The sequence below is a fragment of the Eikenella sp. Marseille-P7795 genome (assembly GCF_916618725.1).
GTDB classification, from domain to species: Bacteria; Pseudomonadota; Gammaproteobacteria; order Burkholderiales; family Neisseriaceae; genus Eikenella; species Eikenella longinqua.
On sequence record NZ_CAKAJZ010000002.1, the window covers coordinates 177,733 to 196,654 of the forward strand.

Annotated in this window: 19 protein-coding genes; all 19 read right to left on the reverse strand. The window is 51.8% G+C overall.

Annotated elements, in window-relative coordinates:
- Window positions 1-17: 17 nt before the first annotated feature.
- The 19 genes from LG371_RS04195 to LG371_RS04285 all read right to left on the reverse strand — a co-directional run bounded on the left by LG371_RS04195 (window position 18) and on the right by LG371_RS04285 (window position 18,825).
- Window positions 18-1,550: a conjugal transfer protein TraH gene (locus LG371_RS04195; RefSeq protein ID WP_225747808.1), complete on the reverse strand. Its 1,533-nt coding sequence runs from the start codon at window positions 1,548-1,550 to the stop codon at window positions 18-20.
- 12 nt (window positions 1,551-1,562) lie between these two features.
- Window positions 1,563-2,528 carry a conjugal transfer protein TraF gene (gene traF, locus LG371_RS04200; protein ID WP_080984513.1) on the reverse strand — a complete coding sequence of 322 codons (966 nt, stop codon included), beginning with the start codon at window positions 2,526-2,528 and terminating at the stop codon, window positions 1,563-1,565.
- Window positions 2,529-2,540: 12 nt separating this feature from the next.
- A complete protein-coding gene (locus LG371_RS04205; RefSeq protein WP_225747809.1) occupies window positions 2,541-3,593 on the reverse strand; it encodes a tetratricopeptide repeat protein in 1,053 nt (350 codons plus the stop codon).
- A 10-nt stretch (window positions 3,594-3,603) separates the two neighbouring features.
- Entirely contained in the window at window positions 3,604-4,836 is a 1,233-nt protein-coding gene (locus tag LG371_RS04210; protein WP_153716126.1) for a TraU family protein, read from the reverse strand.
- A gap of 13 nt (window positions 4,837-4,849) precedes the next feature.
- Window positions 4,850-5,761: a TrbC family F-type conjugative pilus assembly protein gene (locus LG371_RS04215; RefSeq protein WP_225747810.1), complete on the reverse strand. Its 912-nt coding sequence runs from the start codon at window positions 5,759-5,761 to the stop codon at window positions 4,850-4,852.
- 115 nt (window positions 5,762-5,876) lie between these two features.
- Entirely contained in the window at window positions 5,877-6,398 is a 522-nt protein-coding gene (locus tag LG371_RS04220; protein ID WP_049258605.1) for a S26 family signal peptidase, read from the reverse strand.
- Window positions 6,399-6,409: 11 nt separating this feature from the next.
- The gene (locus LG371_RS04225) at window positions 6,410-6,982 is read right to left on the reverse strand and encodes a TrbI F-type domain-containing protein (protein ID WP_049258604.1); all 573 of its coding nucleotides are present in this window, start codon (window positions 6,980-6,982) and stop codon (window positions 6,410-6,412) included.
- 20 nt (window positions 6,983-7,002) lie between these two features.
- On the reverse strand, window positions 7,003-9,492 hold the full coding sequence (locus LG371_RS04230; protein ID WP_225747811.1) for a TraC family protein: 2,490 nt from the start codon (window positions 9,490-9,492) through the stop codon (window positions 7,003-7,005).
- Between the two features lie 58 nt (window positions 9,493-9,550).
- On the reverse strand, window positions 9,551-9,982 hold the full coding sequence (locus tag LG371_RS04235; protein WP_049258602.1) for a single-stranded DNA-binding protein: 432 nt from the start codon (window positions 9,980-9,982) through the stop codon (window positions 9,551-9,553).
- A gap of 123 nt (window positions 9,983-10,105) precedes the next feature.
- The gene (locus tag LG371_RS04240; protein ID WP_049258601.1) at window positions 10,106-10,534 is read right to left on the reverse strand and encodes a type II toxin-antitoxin system VapC family toxin; all 429 of its coding nucleotides are present in this window, start codon (window positions 10,532-10,534) and stop codon (window positions 10,106-10,108) included.
- The gene (locus LG371_RS04245) at window positions 10,531-10,770 is read right to left on the reverse strand and encodes an antitoxin (RefSeq protein WP_225747812.1); all 240 of its coding nucleotides are present in this window, start codon (window positions 10,768-10,770) and stop codon (window positions 10,531-10,533) included. Before LG371_RS04245 ends, LG371_RS04240 begins: the two co-directional genes overlap by 4 nt.
- Window positions 10,771-10,897: 127 nt before the next feature.
- The gene (locus LG371_RS04250; RefSeq protein WP_153716122.1) at window positions 10,898-11,188 is read right to left on the reverse strand and encodes a hypothetical protein; all 291 of its coding nucleotides are present in this window, start codon (window positions 11,186-11,188) and stop codon (window positions 10,898-10,900) included.
- Window positions 11,189-11,352: 164 nt separating this feature from the next.
- Window positions 11,353-11,898: a hypothetical protein gene (locus LG371_RS04255; protein ID WP_064087632.1), complete on the reverse strand. Its 546-nt coding sequence runs from the start codon at window positions 11,896-11,898 to the stop codon at window positions 11,353-11,355.
- Window positions 11,876-12,976: an AcaB family transcriptional regulator gene (locus tag LG371_RS04260; protein WP_049258597.1), complete on the reverse strand. Its 1,101-nt coding sequence runs from the start codon at window positions 12,974-12,976 to the stop codon at window positions 11,876-11,878. Before LG371_RS04260 ends, LG371_RS04255 begins: the two co-directional genes overlap by 23 nt.
- 352 nt (window positions 12,977-13,328) lie before the next feature.
- Entirely contained in the window at window positions 13,329-14,930 is a 1,602-nt protein-coding gene (locus tag LG371_RS04265) for a hypothetical protein (protein WP_155733302.1), read from the reverse strand.
- A gap of 17 nt (window positions 14,931-14,947) precedes the next feature.
- Window positions 14,948-15,700, reverse strand: coding sequence for a hypothetical protein (locus tag LG371_RS04270; RefSeq protein ID WP_049258595.1), 753 nt, complete (start codon window positions 15,698-15,700; stop codon window positions 14,948-14,950).
- Entirely contained in the window at window positions 15,697-16,299 is a 603-nt protein-coding gene (locus tag LG371_RS04275) for a DUF2857 family protein (protein ID WP_049258594.1), read from the reverse strand. The genes LG371_RS04270 and LG371_RS04275 overlap by 4 nt, the downstream gene beginning before the upstream one ends.
- Window positions 16,292-17,908 (reverse strand): ParB N-terminal domain-containing protein, encoded by a 1,617-nt coding sequence (locus LG371_RS04280; RefSeq protein WP_049258593.1) that lies wholly within the window; start codon window positions 17,906-17,908, stop codon window positions 16,292-16,294. The genes LG371_RS04275 and LG371_RS04280 overlap by 8 nt, the downstream gene beginning before the upstream one ends.
- Window positions 17,905-18,825 (reverse strand): ParA family protein, encoded by a 921-nt coding sequence (locus tag LG371_RS04285; protein ID WP_218042256.1) that lies wholly within the window; start codon window positions 18,823-18,825, stop codon window positions 17,905-17,907. Before LG371_RS04285 ends, LG371_RS04280 begins: the two co-directional genes overlap by 4 nt.
- Window positions 18,826-18,922: the final 97 nt, after the last annotated feature.

Sequence of the window (18,922 nt, forward strand, 5' to 3'; positions counted from 1 at the left end):
CATATTTGGTGTATTTGTTATTGAGATAATCCAGAGCTATTACCGGCCAGTAATACCGCCCCTCGCACCATGGTTACGAAATTCCGGTGTGCGGCGGCGCGGGTACTGCTGTCAGCATAACGTTCAGCTTGGGCCGTTAGTTCTGTCAGCTGTTTCTGTTGATTGGGTGATAAGCCGACGACACGTTTCCCGTTAGAGGTAATATTGGCTGAATAGGCAATAGAAACGATTTTATTCATTGCCATCACCATTTCTGCTGCCATTTGTTCGCCGTACAGGTGTGCGGCGGCATCGGCTGCTTGGATGGCTGTCTGCGGACCACCACGTGCGGCTTGGCTGAGCACATCAAGATCCTCTTTAGGCAACCGTCTGAGGAAGGCGATTTGTTGTTCAGTCAGCTGTTGGTTGTTATCGACAAAATAGGCCATGATCGAACCTTCTTGAATTTGTGATGGTATCGAATCACCTAATTTATTGCCGTCACCGAAGGCGGTCTGTTTGCCAATCAGAAGATTGAGAATGTAGCGGTGGGTTCCAGGATATTTTGAGTCGTTAGTTACCACCTCTTGGCAGCTGTCTGCTTTATGGATATCGAAATCCTTACATTGGTATTCGCTAAGTGCCGCACCGGTTGGTGCGCCATTGACTAAATCTTTAAACGACCAGATTGGAGCCAGGTCTTTGTCTACGCGCTCAGTGGATCCTTGGACAAATTGACCCCCAGCTGAGGAGGAAGTCGCCTTATCGCCGGTTAAGACAATTTGCGTACCATACAGACTCATGGCCATTTGCAGGAAAGCCTGATCGCCGCCATACGGGCGGGTATCGATCGCACCATCACCGGAAGATTTGAATACGCCGGCGGAAACCAAAGTATTCATTAGGTTGTTGCCATATTCGGTAGATTGGTCTGCCGCATCCGTCGGCCGATTGGCATTGCGGCCATCGTAGGTGCGGCTATCGTTCGCGGCAGCATAGTCTTTGGCTTTCCCGGAGGAAGCAGCCATTGCGGCTTCGGCCTGCCCCTTGCTGTCGTCGCCGAAGGCGGATGGGTTACGGTTACCACGTAGGTAGTCGATTCCCATGGTACCGAGTTGGCAGGTATTTTTGGCTTGGCTGTTGATTTTGGTGGTCCAATCTTGCAGGCCGGACATGATGTTCTGACAAGGTGGGCAGAGGTTATCCAGGGCAATCTTGATGGCATAACCCGTACCATTGGCCACAATGGCACGAACTAAGTTTTGCATGTTTTTTTCCGAGATCATGGAAAAACTGCCGAAATAGGCATCAATACCACCGCAACCCGCTCCGAAGCGTGGCGGATCAAAGGCCATTACATTGAAACTGCGTACCGGTGTGCGGACCGATAGCCCCCCTAAAGTGCCGCCGTAATTATCGTTGACTGCACCCACAGAGGGAGCGGTTTGGTTCCACATGGCATCCATGCCACCAGAAACATCGGCTTGTGCTGTAACACTTGTACCAAGCCATAGTGATAAGGCCAGCATGGTCGGTATGACGTATTTTCTAGTGTTCAAATAATTTTTCATGATTTCCTCCCGTTACATTCTGCGCTGTATCATTTCATTCAACATTTTGACCAGTTCGTCGGTGTTGTTCGGGTTACGTATCCGCCGCCGTACATCAGCCATGTCACCCGGTGTCAGGATACCCCTGTCTTGCAGCTTGGCAATGTTACTCAACTCGGGATTGGCAATCTGCATATCGATGGCCGCCAATACGATTTTTTCTTCCAACTCAGCTTGAGACATTGCGCCGTGCGCCACAATCGCCATTTTGTCCGGCGGAGCAACCAAGACCACGGCTGGGGTCAGTTTGATACCCAAAGAACGGGCGCGCGATGCACCACGGTCATATAACAGCTGTGTGGCAGGCATACCTTGGATCACACCGCCGTCGGTACTGATATAGCGCACCGGCAGGCCGTATTTCTGCGACAACATTCGGGTAACCGCAAACTGGCTGTGGCAAAAGCGGCATTGTGAATCGAAGAACAGCCATAGGCCGGCTTTGCTTCTCAGGTCGCGGATGATGCCCTCGCGGGCACGGCTGATCTGCGACAAGGCCTGCGCTCTGGCCATTGATGAAATCGGAAACCTTACCGACTCGTCCAGCATCGGATCGGTGCGCACCACTTGTTCGCTCATGTTGGCGTAGTTGGTGGACATGTCCAATGCCACTCGCTCCATATATTTATAGGCACGTACATTTTCTTCGGTCGGGTTGGTCATGGCACGGTCCAGCAAAATTGGTAGCTGCTGTCGTACCCAAGCAGCCGAAAACGGCTCAGGGCCGGTAGATTCCGGCTGCGCGGCTCTCGCTGGAGCGGCTGGCTGCGGAGCTGGTGGCCGCCGAGGTACCGGTTTAGGCTGCGCCGGTGTTTCTTCATACCACAGCCAGCCGCGTGGCGCGGCGCGCCGATAAGCATTGTCAGCATAAACGCTCGGCACAGTCACCAAGGTGGTCACCGTAACAGCAATCAGGATATTTTTAAGTCGGTATCGCATTGCCTTCCCTATTTAACGTTGCGGAATGGTGTCATTAATCGGCTGTCTCCAATCAAAAACCTTAGGAACAGTACCGTGCGTACCAAGCCAACTGCGCACTTGTGAACGTACCTGTTGCTGCTTTGGCGACGGCAGTGCTGCCAATGCCCGCTCTGCTCGACGGTTATGCCGGCGGTCGGCTACAGCAGCAATCATCAGCCATTTGGCGGCATCCACCGGATTAGCCTCACGCAGCCGGTCGCCCCTGCCCTGGTAATCGGCCAGCGCCAGCATGGCACCGACATGCCAGCGGTCGGCGGCCTGTACCAGCAATGGATAAGCGCGGTATGGGTTTTGAACACCGCCACGACCATTCAAGATAGCCATGCCGTAGCCGTACAGCCCCTCAGCTTCGTTGGCTCGTGCTGAACGTTCCCAATACTCCAATGCCTCACGTTCATTTTTTGCTACGCCGTAGCCCCGCTCCAAGATCTGTGCAATATAGACAGTAGCTGGCCAAAAAGCCTTGTGTTGGCCACCAGTTTTATAGGCACTTTCAGCTGCTCGAAACCAGCGCAATGCTTCCGCACCGTTGGTAGGCACGCCCTGACCGTAGTAGTACATCAACCCCATGTTATAGGCGGCTGCATAATTACCGTTGATATCTGCCAGCCGTCCACCATCCATACGTTTGGAGGCCAGATTGTAGGCCCGAGCAGCAGTGGCATAGTCAGGACGGCCACCCAGCCCAGGCAGTTTGCCAGTGTGTGCTAGGTAGCCATACTGCAATGCTGCCCAGCGATTACCTTGGTTAGCAGCATTTTTCAGATCGGTTGCAGCCGCACTGTCGCCGCCAATGACCCGACGGTACATGCTAAGAGCGAACTCCTGATCACGCTGCCACATCCGCTGCCGGCTTTCCGGTCGGGCAGCCTGGGTACGGGGGGCAGTATTGGTATTGGCCTGTCCAGCCAAACCCCTGTTACCGAATACTTGGTTGGGATTGGTTGCCGGCGTACCGAACGATAGGGAGGGCAGGCAGCACAATATCGCCGCCGTAACTGCCATCCTGTACTTCGTGGACATCTGTTTACTCCTAATTGAACTCACAGCAGTCCACCCAGCGCCACAGCAGGTAAACCGCATCGGAGTCGTTATTGTTTAAAGCCTGATCGCTACGCCCAATGGCCCAGGAAAAATCACTGGCACCGAGTCGGTGCGCACCTTTACTATTCAGATTGAAGAAATTGGCCACTTCTCCGCTCAGCTGGCCAAACAGCGTACCGTTGTCAATGCCACTGCCTGCGGCACTGCTGTTGGCTGACTGTGCTTCAGGGTAAGGGAACAGCATGGTAGCTTTGAATTCGGATTTGGATGGAAACGGCACGGGCACCGGGGTGCACAATGCTTTATCCCCTACGGTGGATACCGAGGCGAAACCTCCAGTGCGGTTGGACAACAGGATTGAGCGATTGAGGATGGTGGACGTGCCAATGATGCTGTTTTTCTCAGCTGACATCGAGCCGGCTGCCGGCAAATTGTTGCCCATACAACCACCCAGCCAGTAGGCAGCATCATCGGCCGGCCCCCAGCCAATACCGGTGGTATTGGCTACGCAGGAAGCAGTATGTGCCGGTATATCGAACAGCGGGTTATTGACCACGTTGCCGATAGCCATCCATTCCGGATACAGCAGGTTCATAAATACCGGATCTTTCGCCGACCAGGTAGGTTGTGTAATTGAGGTTTCCAGGTTACCACCCTTGTGGAAGCAACGAGGGCTCCAGCCATATGGATTGAATGGAAACTCCCAGCTGTGAAAATGGCGGAATGAGGTGTCGTAACGGCCTGCCGATCCTTCGCCGGCCGTTTGTAACGTAACCGGTTTCAGCGTGCCGGATAATCGTGCCATTTGGCTCAGCATAGGTTTGACTGATGCGCCGTACACCGGCGAGCAGTCGGCGCGGCGTACCACCTCAACAAAACGGGTTGGCAGCCACATACCGCGTGTGTAGCCGTACACCGCATAAGGTTCCTGCCCGCATTTGCAGGTAGACTGGTTGGTTGCGCCCGGGGGATGTGGTACATCGCTGCCAGCCACGGTGGTATTGCCCATAATCCGCAAAGGGAAACCTGAGTCATAGTTGAAATTCATCAAAGCGTTATAGCCGGCATTCGAACAGCTGCCGCTATCTGAATTGTCGCTTTTGGTACTGCCACTGTTTTGGGTGGTGCCTCCACTTGATCCGGTTGTTCCAGTGGCGTTCAGGCTGCCTGAAAATCCCAACAGTACGGCAGCCAGGCTTATAACAAAGTATCTGATCTGCATGATATGGCCTCAATTAATCAAACGGCGGAACAGAAACCATCCGCCAAGCGGTTCCTTGTTGCTGCATGTAGGTCGGCACAGTACGAAGGTTAAGTCGACCAGCTAGAGGGGGAGTCAACGGCGAAGCAGGCAGGCCGGCATCGGCCAGGCCACCCAGGCGGGTATAAAACAGGATGGTTTGCGGCCGCTCGCGCATAATCCGTTGTGCATAACGTACTTGACGAGCATCACGGCCATCTATAACCAATATGGAGCGGTGACCGACCGGGTCTAGCGCCAGTACGTTGAACCGTGTGCCTTTCGGATAGACGACCGCCCCAGTAGAAGGATGGCGGATCTCGTGGTCGGCGGCCACATAGGGGGTAAACAGACGGTTACTGATGGTGGTAGCTGTTGGTAAATCCATTGTGCCTGCCATTTGCCGGTTGAGTGCCTGCGAGGTTTGGCGGGCGTACGATCGCCAATCAAAGCGGGCGGCAGCCGAGCGCATCACTTCGGCTTGATCCGGCTCAGTCACGCGCCATTGCCGACCGAGCCGACGGTTGAATTCTTTTCTTTCTACCGCCCGTATGGCAGTAGCTAAATCAGGTACACCCTGCACCAGATACCATTTGCCACCATCCAAGTGCAGCATGGCAGGAACGTATCCGATGCGGTATTGTCGGAATGCCTGTGGCATGACCATGATATTGGGCGGATTGCGCCGGGCCGCTTCAGGCAGTTTGCGCACTAGGTGTTCGGCATAATCGAAAGCTTTGTCTGCCCCGCCGCTACCCCAGCCCCGGTATAGAAAAACCGTATCTTTACGACCTGCCCCTTGCGTCAGCAGCTTCAACAAATCCGTTTCCGGCATAGCGCGGGAAACGAATACCACAGTCTTTACCTCAGCCAGCTGCCGCATGGCAGGGTTCTGTCCAGACGGCATCAGCATCTCATTGGGGCGCAGTGGCAGACCGTTCAGGCTGCCTGAAAACTGTGCCGCACGCCGGTGCTGCGCCTCTAACAGATTTTGCAGACCGCCGTCTCCAGCTGCGGCATGGCTAGAATACAGGCACCAGACGGCCGCGCACCATAGAGAGCGGATAAGGCCCCCAATAGCGCGAGTCCCAAGAATGCTGTTCGGAGCCGAATACGAAAACTTCATCTCGATCCAATCTGTAAGTCTTGTCCCAAAAGGTCGGCGGTTTGCCCAGTTTGGCCGCACCGTAGCGTACATCGGCAATCAGCCGACCGTTGATGTAGACATTGCCGCCGGCAATGCGCACTTCGTCGCCGGGCAGTCCGGCCACCATCTTGCCGATCGGCTGGCCGTCGGCGATCACCGGTGCCATACCGCGTGCCGGAAACAGGATGATGTCACCACGCTGCAGAGGTCGTCTTTCCTGTTGTTTGTCATACCAGTACAGTTGCCAAGGTAGACAGCCCTGCACTTTGGCTTCAAATAACAAAGCACCACGTTGCTGCAATAATGGGCGTGCCGCCCAAGCAGCAGTAAAAACTGCTATGCCAATAGCAGAAACCAGCAAACGAATTTTGAGTGGCGGTAAAGCCTGTTTCGGCATACGCTGCCACCTTAATCCAATTGGCTACCCAGCCGTCCTTCAGAAGCTGCTGCGGGTAGAGCATCATGCCCGACAGGGGTAATGGCAGGAGAAGAAAGTGTCGGTGCGGGTGCAGGTGTGGTGGCAGATGCAGGTATGGGCGACAGTTTGATACCTAACTCAGCCGCCACCTGTTCAGTCATGTCGGCTTCCGGTGGATAGGTCAACACTGCCGATTTACGAACCACAATCCGACCGTCAGCGGCCAATTCATCTAATTTGGTTTGGATGCCGGCCAGCTGTGCCGCCAGTTTCTGCTGTGCCTGTTCCGGGCTGTCAGATTGGATATTGGCCAATGCCTCCTGCAGGTAGGCGGCAGCCAGGCGGTCTGAGTCGACTACGGCGATGCCGCCGGCAGCGTGACTGGGGAAAATGGTGCGGTAAAAGCTGTAGCCGCCCAGTAGTACTGCGAGCACCACCAACACAGTCAGTAGGGTATTGCCATTGCCGCCGGTTTGGCGCGACGGAGAAGCCTCCTCTGTTTTGATGGCAGGGGCGTGTGTGGAAGCGACCGGGCTGTCGGCCTGGGGATGTTGTTCTGTCATGATTCGTCCTTTTATAGCTTTTAGGAAGTGCCGTCGCCGTACAGCCTATTGGCTTCGGCTTCGACCAAATGAGTGATTTGTTCACCACCGCGCACGCGTCGTTGCAACTCTTTAAACAGATCACCTTCGGTGGAAAACAAGACTCGGTTAAACGGAGTTTCGATCAATCGGGCAATACCAGCACTGCTGCCGCTACGTACCAAAATTTCACTATATTGACCTTTGGCCGTCTGTACTTCGCGCATCAGCTGTTCGGTATAGGCATCTACCTGGATCCATTTTTTCTCGATCGCCTGGGCAATCGCCTCCGGCGTTTGCTGCATATGGAACTTGGTATGCGCCGAGGCCATGATGGCCGAGCCGTGCGGCGTGCTATAAATTTGGGCGAAGGTTTGCACTACCACACCGACCGAACCGTCTTCCTTGCGCACTTTGGAGTTCAGCTGGGCGATAAATTTGGCAAATGGTTCATCGGTTACCCGATCGCCACCCTCTTCGACCACCAGCATCCGGCGGCGCCCATCGCGACTGGTAAACATTTCTTGGGCGATGGTAGTAGACAGCATCATCAGTACCACGTCACATAGATGCTTGTTGGTGGTCAGGCCGGACAGTTCAATCACAGTCCAGTCGGCTTCAGTGCGGAAATTGTTTGCTCCACGGAACCAGCGACCCATCGATCCAGTTGAGCTGAACGGTGAGAGCAGCATCGCTAGTTCGTGCTGCCGGTCGGCCATACGGCCGGTTTGATTATTCAGAAATTGAATGACATCGGTAATTTCGGCCTGATTGCCCTTATTGGCATACACCGATTTAACTGCCTCTTCGGCCAAGGCACGCAGCGTATCGTCGAGACCTTCCTTCGGTTTGGCCATCTTGCCGATAATCGGCAGGATCAGCTCGATTTCACGGTCGATATTGGAAATCTTGGTAAACGGATTCAGACTGACTTCCGAATAGAAATCAAAGTCGATGATTTGTGCACCCGCCGCCCGGGCAGCGGCCAGATAGGACGAACCGGTATCCAGCGTCCAGATTTTGGTCCCCATTGACAGCTGGTCCTGGATCAAGCGCTGTACGGCAAAGGTTTTACCGGTACCGGAACCGCCGGTCCAAACCCAGTTGTAGTTGAGGTTGCGCGGGTCGAACAAGGCATAGCGAAACGGGCGGCCGATACGGGTGGTCAGCAGCATTTCGTTACCGAAGCCTTGCCATTCGTCGGTAACCGGCAACAAGTGGGCCGCATGGCTGCCGCCCATGGTTTTAAAACGGTGGGTATTCTTAATGGATTCTGGAGAAGCGTTCAGCGGCAGCTGGTTGAAGAAAGATACTTCCGGCATATAGCGCTCCGGCCGCATCACGAAACCAAGCCGTTTGTAATAGGAGGATAAGGTGGATTGAGCACCGCGAATGGCGTTGGCTGACGCATTGAATAAGCAAAGACTGGTGCTGACTTCCACCAGGTTGCCTCCCTCGACCATCAACTGAGCCAGCTGCTGATAGCCTTCGCGTTTTTTCTTTAGTTTCGGCGACCATTTCAGCATCAGCTGGTTGGCGGATTTCTCCACTTGACCCTGCATGGCACGCACCTTGGCTGCTTTGGTCTGCTGTTCCGGAAAATGGATGGTAGTGCACAACGCATAGGGCATACCAATCTGTGGTCCTTTCCCTGGCGGATTGCCTAACAGTTCAATCATGCGTGAAAAGTGGAAAGGCTTCTCCGAGCCTGGATAGCGGTCGATAGCCAGCAGACCGATATATTGCCGTTCATGCGAATAAGAAAAACCAGAGCAATGAAGTAAGTCGTGACGGCGGTTGTCCCAGTTCATGCGAGAACCGACTGGGAACAACTGTTCGTTCAAAGGTGTTTCCTCTTCCACACCGGTATCCCAATCTTCATACACCGAGAAATAGCGGCGCAACACACCCATCAGTGCCCGGGTAGATAATACGTTTACCTCGATACCCATCACAGCCAGCTGCGATAGCACGCGGTTGCGCAACTTCAAAAACTCATCACACTCCTTGCGGAAGGCATCCGTTTCTTTCGGACTACCTGAAAACGGATTCTGCGTTTTAAGTGGAATTTTGAAAGTCCACAGGCAGTAACTTCCCAAAATACGTGTTTCCGTGGTGGGCACCAACCGATGACGGCTGCCACGTTCGATAAAGGCAGCACGCTCGTGTACTCCGTACTGGGCGGTTTGTACCGCCGAGTCACCAGATATGCCCAAACGTGCCTGAGTATAAGCTTCGGTAACTGGACGGATATAGGGCGAACCAAAATGGATGAATTGCATGATGGTGCCGCCAGGATAAGGCTCATTCAATAGCACCGATGCTGCGTCCGGGGTTTTATCATCCCAGCCGGCTAGAGGGGGAAACATGCAAGCTGAACCGATGGCATTGTCCGCTTCACAATAGAAAATGCCGTCTTCGTCATTGCCGGCGGTTAAAGATACATATTGCCAGCCGACATCGCGCTGTTCATTTGATTGGAAAATATTCATACCGCTGTATGCATCTCGCTAAGCGGCAGCCGCATTCTGCAGGCTGCCGCAGAATGGGTCAGAGGGGGTTGTTATTATCGTCCGCAGCTGCAGCCTGATCCGATGTACGTGACGGATTCAGGGTAATGGATGCGATGCGTTCGGAATTGAGATTGAGGTATATGTTTTCCACGCGGATTTTGCGAGTCTTGATTGTTTGTCCGTCTTTTTCGTAGGTTTCGGACAGCTCCTCGCCTTCCACCACCACCGGCATACCTTTGACCAGCAGGCTATGCAGATGCGCCGCGCGGCGGTTCCAATACTCGCACTCCAGCCACTCAGTCGGCCCGGCCGCTACATAGCGGTCCTGACCGTCAACTTTTTGCCGTTTGAACCGGTTGGAAGCAATAGAAAAGTTCAGGACGGTACTGGTTTCGCCGTCGCTGCGATTGATTTCTTTGAGTTCGAAAGACTGTCCGAGATTACCTCGGACAACGATAGAAATAGACATACGGCCTGTCTCCACGTGGGAAACGGCCGAATTGTGAATAACAGATTGGCAATCAACCCGTTTTGTTGCAGATGGGGGTAAGGGGAGTGTAGTCTGGCATGACAGGTCTGTCAAGTGGGGTATTTACCCAGCATCAAACAGCCAAGGGTTAATTACCGCCAAACCGGCTGCTTCAAACGGCGAGGTATCCCGGGTTGCCACCATCAAACCGGCGGCATGGGCGGTAGCGGCAATATAACCGTCGGCTGCCGATACCCCCCGGCCCCGACGGCGGGCAGCAGCCATCAATTCGGCATACGATATCGCTGCTGCGCCATCAAAAGGCAGGATACGCCCCTCGAACAGGGGTAGTACCGACTGCTCCAGCCCGTTATGCAGCACTTGCCGCTTCCTGCCTTCCGGCAGTACGGCAATGCCGTAGCGCAGTTCGGCCACCGTCACGGCCGACAGATAAAGCGTTTCGATCGACTGGGCATCCATCCAGCGCACAACGGCAGGATCGGGCTGCTGCCGAAGGGTCTCGGAAATGACGTTGGTATCGACTAAAATCATTCGAATGACACCGGTCGTGCGACGGAAGGATCACGGACGGTTTCCAAATCCACCCCGCCGGCCTGCCGGCCCAAACCGGTCAGCAGCGAGCCCAATTTAACCCGCCGCTCGGGACGGGCAGCCTGCTCCAGAATCAGACGGATTTCCGCCTCGGTGCTGCGCCCGGACAAAGCCGCCCGAGCTTTCAGGGCACGGTGAGTTTCATCAGACAGGTTGCGGATGGTAATGGCGGCCATGACAGACTCCTTTGCGGGAATACGGGATGCTGAAATGCTATCATTTTTTAAAACTGATAGCAACCATACTGAACAGCAACCAACCACGGATCGGATGGTTTGTTAGGCTATGGTTTAATTATTCTCATCATTTTTCTTCTGATTTTAGCTTATATTCTAATGCACTGATAACAGCCATTGTTTTTCTTAATAACCTGAAACCTCTCACAACCATATACCCAAAAAATAAACTAAATCCAAGAAGCACTAAAACAAATGGCAATACCCATTCATCACTATTTAACTTAATAATTCCTAAAATAAGTGACAATATCGATATAATCTCCATTAATAATGCAAATCTATAATCTTTCTTCAAACCATCTCTTAGTTCATAGGTTTTAGATAATAATCCATTCAGATTTTCTTTTTCTTCCATGATGTACTCCAAATTATGATAAGTCTTAACCTCTGTTATTGCTGTTATACTGCACAAACCCATAATTGCCAAAAAACGTACTTAGAATAAATATTTTATCTATCTTTTCCTAATCCAATTATTTCTATCTGAACCTCAATGTCCTGTGTATCTTTATGTTCCTTTCACTTTGCACCAACCACCACCGAAACTGGAATATTTTGTGACGCCGACATAAACTCCAACTCATTCAGAAAAGCATAATCTGATTTCAACTGCTCCAGCATCCGTTTTACTTCATCATGGTACTGCCTCATGGCTAGGTGCACACGCATATGCAGCAGCCTTTCGTCATATGAGGCATTGGCGGCATCTAATTGTGCTGCAATAGTTGCCCAATCTGTGATGTCTTTTCGTTGTTTACCGATATATTCCGCCCAACAAATACTCGGGACGTGAAAGTCTTTGTTGGGGTATGCCGGCAAAGAGGCATGGTTTATCGGTGTGGCGCGATAGGCCACGCGGCGCACCAGACCCATTCGCCGAGCTGACTGCACAAACTGCTTGGCTTCACTTACCAGTCGATATACTTCTCCCTCGATGGAAGCAATTTCCACTGCTACAGCCGTCGGTGCCCTAACCTTCAATTGGCCACACTCTGCATCCTTACCATCAGAAAACAAATCGCCCATAACTGCCTCGAAGTTATCATTTATCAACAGCCGGAACATTGGCAGCTGCTTCAGTTAATCCTAATTCGAATGCGGCAGTTTTCAATGCAGCCAACGCTACCTCATCGGTTATGACTTGCTCAATAAACGCATAGGCCGGTGATACACGATACAACAGCACTGCTTCTGGTAATGGCGGTAATGCTCTAGCAGTCACGGCAGCAGACAGTTTGGCTGACATTTTCGGATCGTCCAGCAGGGTTTGTCTCGTTACTCCCTGGATTTGCCGCATTTTCATGGCGGCCGTATACAGTCCTTGTAGCAAGGAACGTATCCTACGGCCACCTTCGTAAATAATCCGATTGCTTTCAGTGTTACTGGTCAAACCTTTGCTGCCCATCGTTAGAGCTAAACGCACCAACATATCGTAGGACATCAAAAGTTGCAATAACCTGAAACCATACCCACGCATGGAATCTATCTTGATCAATAGTGGGTCACGATTAGCCATGACAGCAATATGGATGCCGGTGGCCGCGTAATCAGCAATCTGCTGCCTCATCTTCCCGGTTTCTTCTTCTAGGTAAGTTGCCACTGCCGCCAAATCCTGCTCAAAAGTCAGAAGTTCAGCGTGAGCAAATGGATTATCCTGTTTGGCTGCACGTACTAGTTCGCCGGATAGTGCCATACCGTAGCGAATACCTGGCCAACGGTGGCTTTTACGGTCATTTTGTCCTTCCCACATTCGCACTGCATGTTTGGTCTGCAACTCGAAGGTATCACCGCTGCCGCTCAGCTTACCCATGTCATCGAAAGCCTGGTCTTCAGATAAATAAACCTCGTAATCGTCCAAATTAATCGAAGAGGGAGAGCGGGAACGTGCCCGCCCTGAATGAATACGTAAACGCATGATGTGCTGCTTCAGCAACAATTCGTGTTCTGCCAATATTGCCAAATCGGCAGCATCGGTTCCGTCGCCATCTCCATTGGCAGTAGCCGCCAAGCGAGAGCGCTCCCGCAACCAGTCGTAGCCGTTTGAGAATACCGATTGCTCAGATGTTGGGAAGGGAGCATCGAAAGTTTGGGCCACTTGAATGGATTTTGGTTTGATAACCAACTTCTGTTTGTTGCGGGACATGCTGAATACTCCTATCTGTTGTGCGGTTGGTGACCGCAAAATAAAGATTAATATTTTCGGATCCGGTTACTAAGTTTTGGAAAAGCGAGTTGTGCTCTAAGCTACTGGTTTGTGACCAGTGGTCACAACTGTCGGGCGGCCTGGTTTAATACAAGCATGATTTCTGCCTCAGGGACTTTGGGAAAGATCCTCTTCTTTATTGGCGTTGTCATCCCACCAATTCTAGTTTGTGACCAGTGGTCACAAATGCCAGTTCGCTTGGATTATCGTTGGCCCAGTTCCCCCTTACCCTTAAAAGGCTTTTGTCGCACAAAATATCCTTACGGCGAGCTATTAAAGCCCATCACCTGCACTAACTGCTATTTTCTGTAGATCGTATCCCAACCGTACGTAATACCGAACGGCGTAAATCTTCCGTGTTGGTGGTACGTTTTACATCATTACCTGCTGTATTACCTGCTGTCGCAGTACCCTGCTTTTGCAGTGATTGTTCCTGCTCCAACCTGAATTGCTCCCAAGCTTGTTGTTTTTCTCGTTTATCCCGTACTAACGGAGCCAAGATGCAGAGTAATTCGCCAGCAGCAGCTTTGCGACAGAGCACGGTCAGTAGGCCGAGGGGGCTGGTTACGGGTTTGGTTTGGCCAGCGATCTCATCCAATATCTCCTGCAGGGTTTCGTTGGTAGCGGTGGGTAGCAGTTTATCGAACAGCTTGCGGCTTTGTGTTTTTAAGCTGCTACCAAAATTCTGTGGGTAAACTAGGCCGTCGAAGCGGTTTTGTGTTGAAATGGTGGCGGGGTTTTCATCTTGCGAAGCAGACACTCCTCCTACATCTGCCACACACTCTACCGCTTGCCTGTTTGGGTCGGAGGTTATGTTGTAGTTGTTCCCGATAGGGAACTGGGAGTAATCACAATCTATAATAATTTCCCCTTTTGTACCTTCCGTATTTTCTTCTTTGTAGTTTCCTAATTTCCCTTTTTGTTGTTTCTCGTTTTCCTGTTTTGTTACAGCTGTATTATCCCTTTTGTCGTTTCTGTTCTCTTGTTTTGTGACTACTGGATTAGGCTCTGCATTGTCAGTATTCTCCTGAAAATGCACTCCTGTATTTTCCCTTTTGTTCTTTCTGCGATAATCAAAGGGATAGGGGTCTGATTGGATTTCAGGTGAGTCTAGGGCGAGTGTAGTGTTCCGCTCATCACAGATACTCTGTTCTAATGCTGACCAGATGGCTCTACCATTGAGGAGAGTAAAGATGCGGCGTGAAGCGAAGAAATGTTTTTCGATAATGAATTGCATGTTCTTCAGCTTATTGCGGGCGGTCAGCTGGGTTTTATAGGGCAACAATAAATGGCGCTGCCAAGCATGGATATCAAAACTGACAAACCAGCGTTCCTCCGAACCCACCCCCTTAGCCACGCTCTGTTGCATAATAAAGGAAAGCATAATGGCCGAGTGGATACAGCCAGTCAGGGTGACTAAATCTCGATGGTAGGCGATACGTTCTTTGAAATAACGCAGAAAGAATAGATCGGATGGTTGCCGGAAAGTAGCCAAATCAATGGTTGAGTCAGAAGTGCTGCTGTTAGCATGGCAGAGAGCGGTGGCTAAGGCTGGTAAATTTACCCGCATTTCAAGCCGGGCACCGAAGCCAAAGCGGCGCGTTTCGATTAGGTTACGCTCCAGCAGTTTCTGTTTGCAGGTACCCTGTTCGCGCTTGTTCAGGCCGGTTTCTTCCTCCATTTGAGCAATGGATTTGAACAACCAACCGTCCCGCTCTACCACTGACACACCGTGTCGTGTCCAATAAATTAATTGCGACAGGAACACCGCTGCTTTAATCGAACCAGTTATGTCAACCAAAGATTTATAGACAGCAATAGTTCGCCCACCCTGCAATGCCTGCTTGCAGCGCATGATATCGCGATTGAATTGGGCGGGGGCGGGTAGTTTCACAGTTATCCCTTGTGCCATCAGATCGTTATGGTCTGCATATAGCTGTCACTTAGCTCCGCTAGCCGCTGCAAACTGTAACGGCAGTGGCGTATACGTGGGAAACCGTCGTATTTAGTTTCCAATACACCGATATTGCGCAAGTCTTCAGCGGCTCGCCGCTGTTCGGTACGGCTCAGAAAAGTACGTTCGGTAACCACTTGCTCCGGTAACGGCACCCATGGGCTGTAAGCCTGTCTATCGGCCAATGCGGTGTGGGGTGTATCTGCCTGTACTACTGCGAGCAGCAGGCAGGTTTTGAAAGATAGACCATGGTGCAACAGCGTTTTTAGATGTAGGCGGTTGAGCGATACTGGTGCGGCTGCAATAGCGCACAGCGATAAATCTGCATGTTGGCGTAGCAAGCTTTCCAGTCTATCTCCGTTCAACCGGTACATTGACACACCGATATCACGTTCGTTGGTCAGGATTCCAGCATTCAGTAGGGTATCGCGTACCTTGTACCAACGTCCTCTTCCCAATCCGGTTTCCTGTCGAACAATATCTTCGTTCAGACTAACCCATTCATCCGGACGGTAACGCTCAATATAACAACTAAGGAAGTAGCCTGCTGTCACTGAATCTAAAGCTTGGGCGAATTGCACCACATAGGTAACTGGTTCTTCCCACAATGCAGCCAAGTAGGCGGTATTGCGGATGTCCAAATACGGGTATCCGCTGCCAAACGACTCAGGCGGCAGAGTGGCGACTAGTTCGCTGGTTGCGGGTTTCACGGGCAGCCCCCTTCAATAGCGGCAACTGTGCTGTACAGCTGGCCAAGCGTATAGTCTGGATAGAGTTCGGATAAGCGCTGATAACGTAGGAAGGTATCAGGCTCATCAACCATTGCCTTCCAATCGGCGGCCACTGATAGCTGAGTTTCCAATGGCAATGCCGGTAATCTGCCCTTATTGACTGGAATACACAACCGCTGGCGCATTTGCCGAACGTCATCAGCACAGAGCACTGGGCACAGCAGCAGGATCATGCGGTTGCTGCCGCCGTGGCGGATCAGCCATTCACAGCGTTGCATGTAGTATTGGTGTCGTTTTTGACTACCAACCACTTCATGCACTGCTTTGTGCAATGCGGATGGTGATAAATGGATTTCTGCTGCACCATCCAGCAACCCGGCCACCGCATGCAGCTGCTCAGGTGGTAGGTGTGCCAACAGGTCAAAGGTGTCGGTATATTTGTTCAGGATATCGGCGTTGGTTGCCTGTTCAGCTTTGCTTTTAGGCAGGACTAGTGTGGAAATCAGCAATGCTAGTATTTGGCCATGTAGCGGACAGTGGTTATCCAAACTTAGTCGGTAGACTTTTGCTTCAAGCATGGCTACCTCCCATGTCAAAAGCACGAACAGCACGCATGGCCGTTAAAATGGCTGCCACCGGCGCGGTGTAGGGGGTATCAGCAGTCTGCCACTCCAAGACCCTGTCTAGTAGGTACACCCGTTCGCCGATACCCATCGTACTGTATTCGTCCAAGATGTCGGCATCCTGATAGGCCGCTCGCACAGCTGAGGTTTTAGGCAGCATAAGGATAGGATTTTTTGCTTCCATAAAGGCACTGCCCATCAGCATATCTTGACCGGAAACACGGCACAAAAAGGCGAATACGTTACCTGCCTCTTCGTGTAGGTGGTCGATGGCGAATACTGCCTGCGGGTTGGTCTGAGGGATATTTTGAAAATCAGGGTATTCGAGATAGAAGCTGTAAGGGAAAGCTTGGTGTCCGTGAAAGCAGCCTTCCAGCCCCACCATTGATAGCAGGCCGCGTACAGCGTGATGCAGGGCTTGAAGCGCTGTCTCACGGTTGGCATAGAGAGAAGTAGCAGCAGTTGCTATAGCCGAACGGGCATCGTGCCGTTGTGCCACCGCATCGAGCGGCTGCACAACGGTGGTAGTAGTATCCGGTGTAGTTGGCACGTTGGATACCGTCTCAGCCGGTTTGACGGTATCTGCTGCTGTGACAGCAGATTTGATGGTATGGTTGTCGCTTTCAGGTAGTCCCGAATCGAGAGTGGTTTTTGCAGCTTGTTGCCCCTGTATCTGTTGCAGTGCCATATCGCCAAATGTTTCAGCAAAACGCTGTTGCAGATAACGATTCAGGGAGGCTATATCCAGTTCCCGCGTCTCTCTACCACTCTGCTCGATCGCCCATGCGCTCAGGTTGCTGCTCCAGAAACCATCTAACTGTGGAAGTGAGCCAATAGTTTTAAGGGCATCTTGGAATTGATTGTAAAGTTTGCGGATATCAAAGGTCTTGGGATTGGACAGATGCTGCGCCAGTATTCCTAGGTCATTGAGATGATCAGCAGCAAAGAACATCAATCCTAATGTTTTGTAAGATAATGACAATCCATGTGTTAGAAAGAGCTGTTCCAACTCACGCAGACTGAGCCGTTTCTCACTTTCAGCCTGAAACATTCCCCGTATCGCGACATAGGCCTGCGCCTTGTCCCAAAAGCACATCTCCGCACGTTGTTCGTTCTCGATCAGATGGGCAATCTGAATATCAGCTTCCGATGTGTATTCGGCAAAGATTGCCGGGATGACGGCGAAACGCTCGTCGCCGGTTTCGGCAAATAGTTCCTGTACGATTTTAAGACGGGTGTTGCCGCCCTGAGCCAGCACGAAGCGGCTGTCGCCGGGGCGGCGGGTAATATGTACCGGCTGCTGCACACCGGTTTCGCGGATGGACTGTTTGATGTGGCCGTATTGCTCCGGGTCATGGTGGATACGCGGGTTTTTATCGAAGAAATCGATTTCGTGTATTGATACATTCATAAACAGCCCAGGAAACACATCGTCCTTGGGCGCAATGTCCATTCCAGTTTGCGCTGGAGGAGCGACTAGCAGGCTGGCGAATGCAGTTTCGGCATTCAGCTGCAATTTCGGCCCAGTACGTTTTATTGTGCCAGAACGGTTGCTGCTACTCATGATCGCACCTCTGCTGACATATTATCCGTACCGGTATCGGCTGCTGTTTCTTCAGGCAACAGATTTTCCAGATGTTCGCCGAACAGATGACATTCCACCTGCTGTTCTTGAATCGGCGGGAACAGTTCGTATACCAACCGAATCATCTGTTGGCGGGCAGATTCCGATTTGCCCGAATGCTTCCATTCGTGGCAATGCACTGGAATTCGCAGCGTGGCTGCTTCTTTGTAGGCTTTGGCATAGGGGATTTCTAAAGGCAGTAGCTGTTTTTTACCGTCCAAGCTCTGGTTGAAATAGGCCTTGATGCCCTCGGTAATGATGCGCGCATCTTTAGTGCGGTCGCGGGCATAAATTAACGCCCGCAGCGGTGGAATCGGCAAGTTCATTACTGCGCCATGCGCCAGCCGATCTAAAGCTTCTTGTGTGCCTGAAACGAATTCCCGCGCACTCAGTGTTTCCGGCATGATCGGCGAGAGCAGCAGGTTGGCAGCAAAGCAGGCTGCATCCTGAATCACGCCGACCGAGCCTTTGGTGTCAATTAACACTGCGTCGTAATTCTCGGCAATGCAAGGGTGCACCAGCTTGCTGCGCAGCAGGAAGGCCCGGTCGGGGCGGTTCTGCACCTTGTTTTGCACGTCGTCGCGGATATTGTTGGACAGGACAATGTCCAGATTGGGATAAACCGTATTGGAGATGGTCGATTGAATGACGGATTCGTCGTTTTTACCCAACAAGAGTTCTACTACACCGTTTGGTGCACGGTAGTGTATTGGGTAGAATTTGCTGAGCGATGCTTGGGTATCAGTGTCGATCATCAACACTCTGAAACCCATATCGGCCAGCACAGCCGACAAATTGGCGGTTACAGTTGTCTTACCAATGCCACCTTTGGTAGAGACTACAGTTAAAATTACCATAGCAAATATCCTTTTCTATCAAAAGCATATTCGCTTGAGGACAGTTAAAACCTATCGCACCGCATCTATTGAACTTACAGAAAACGATGTTTCCGAA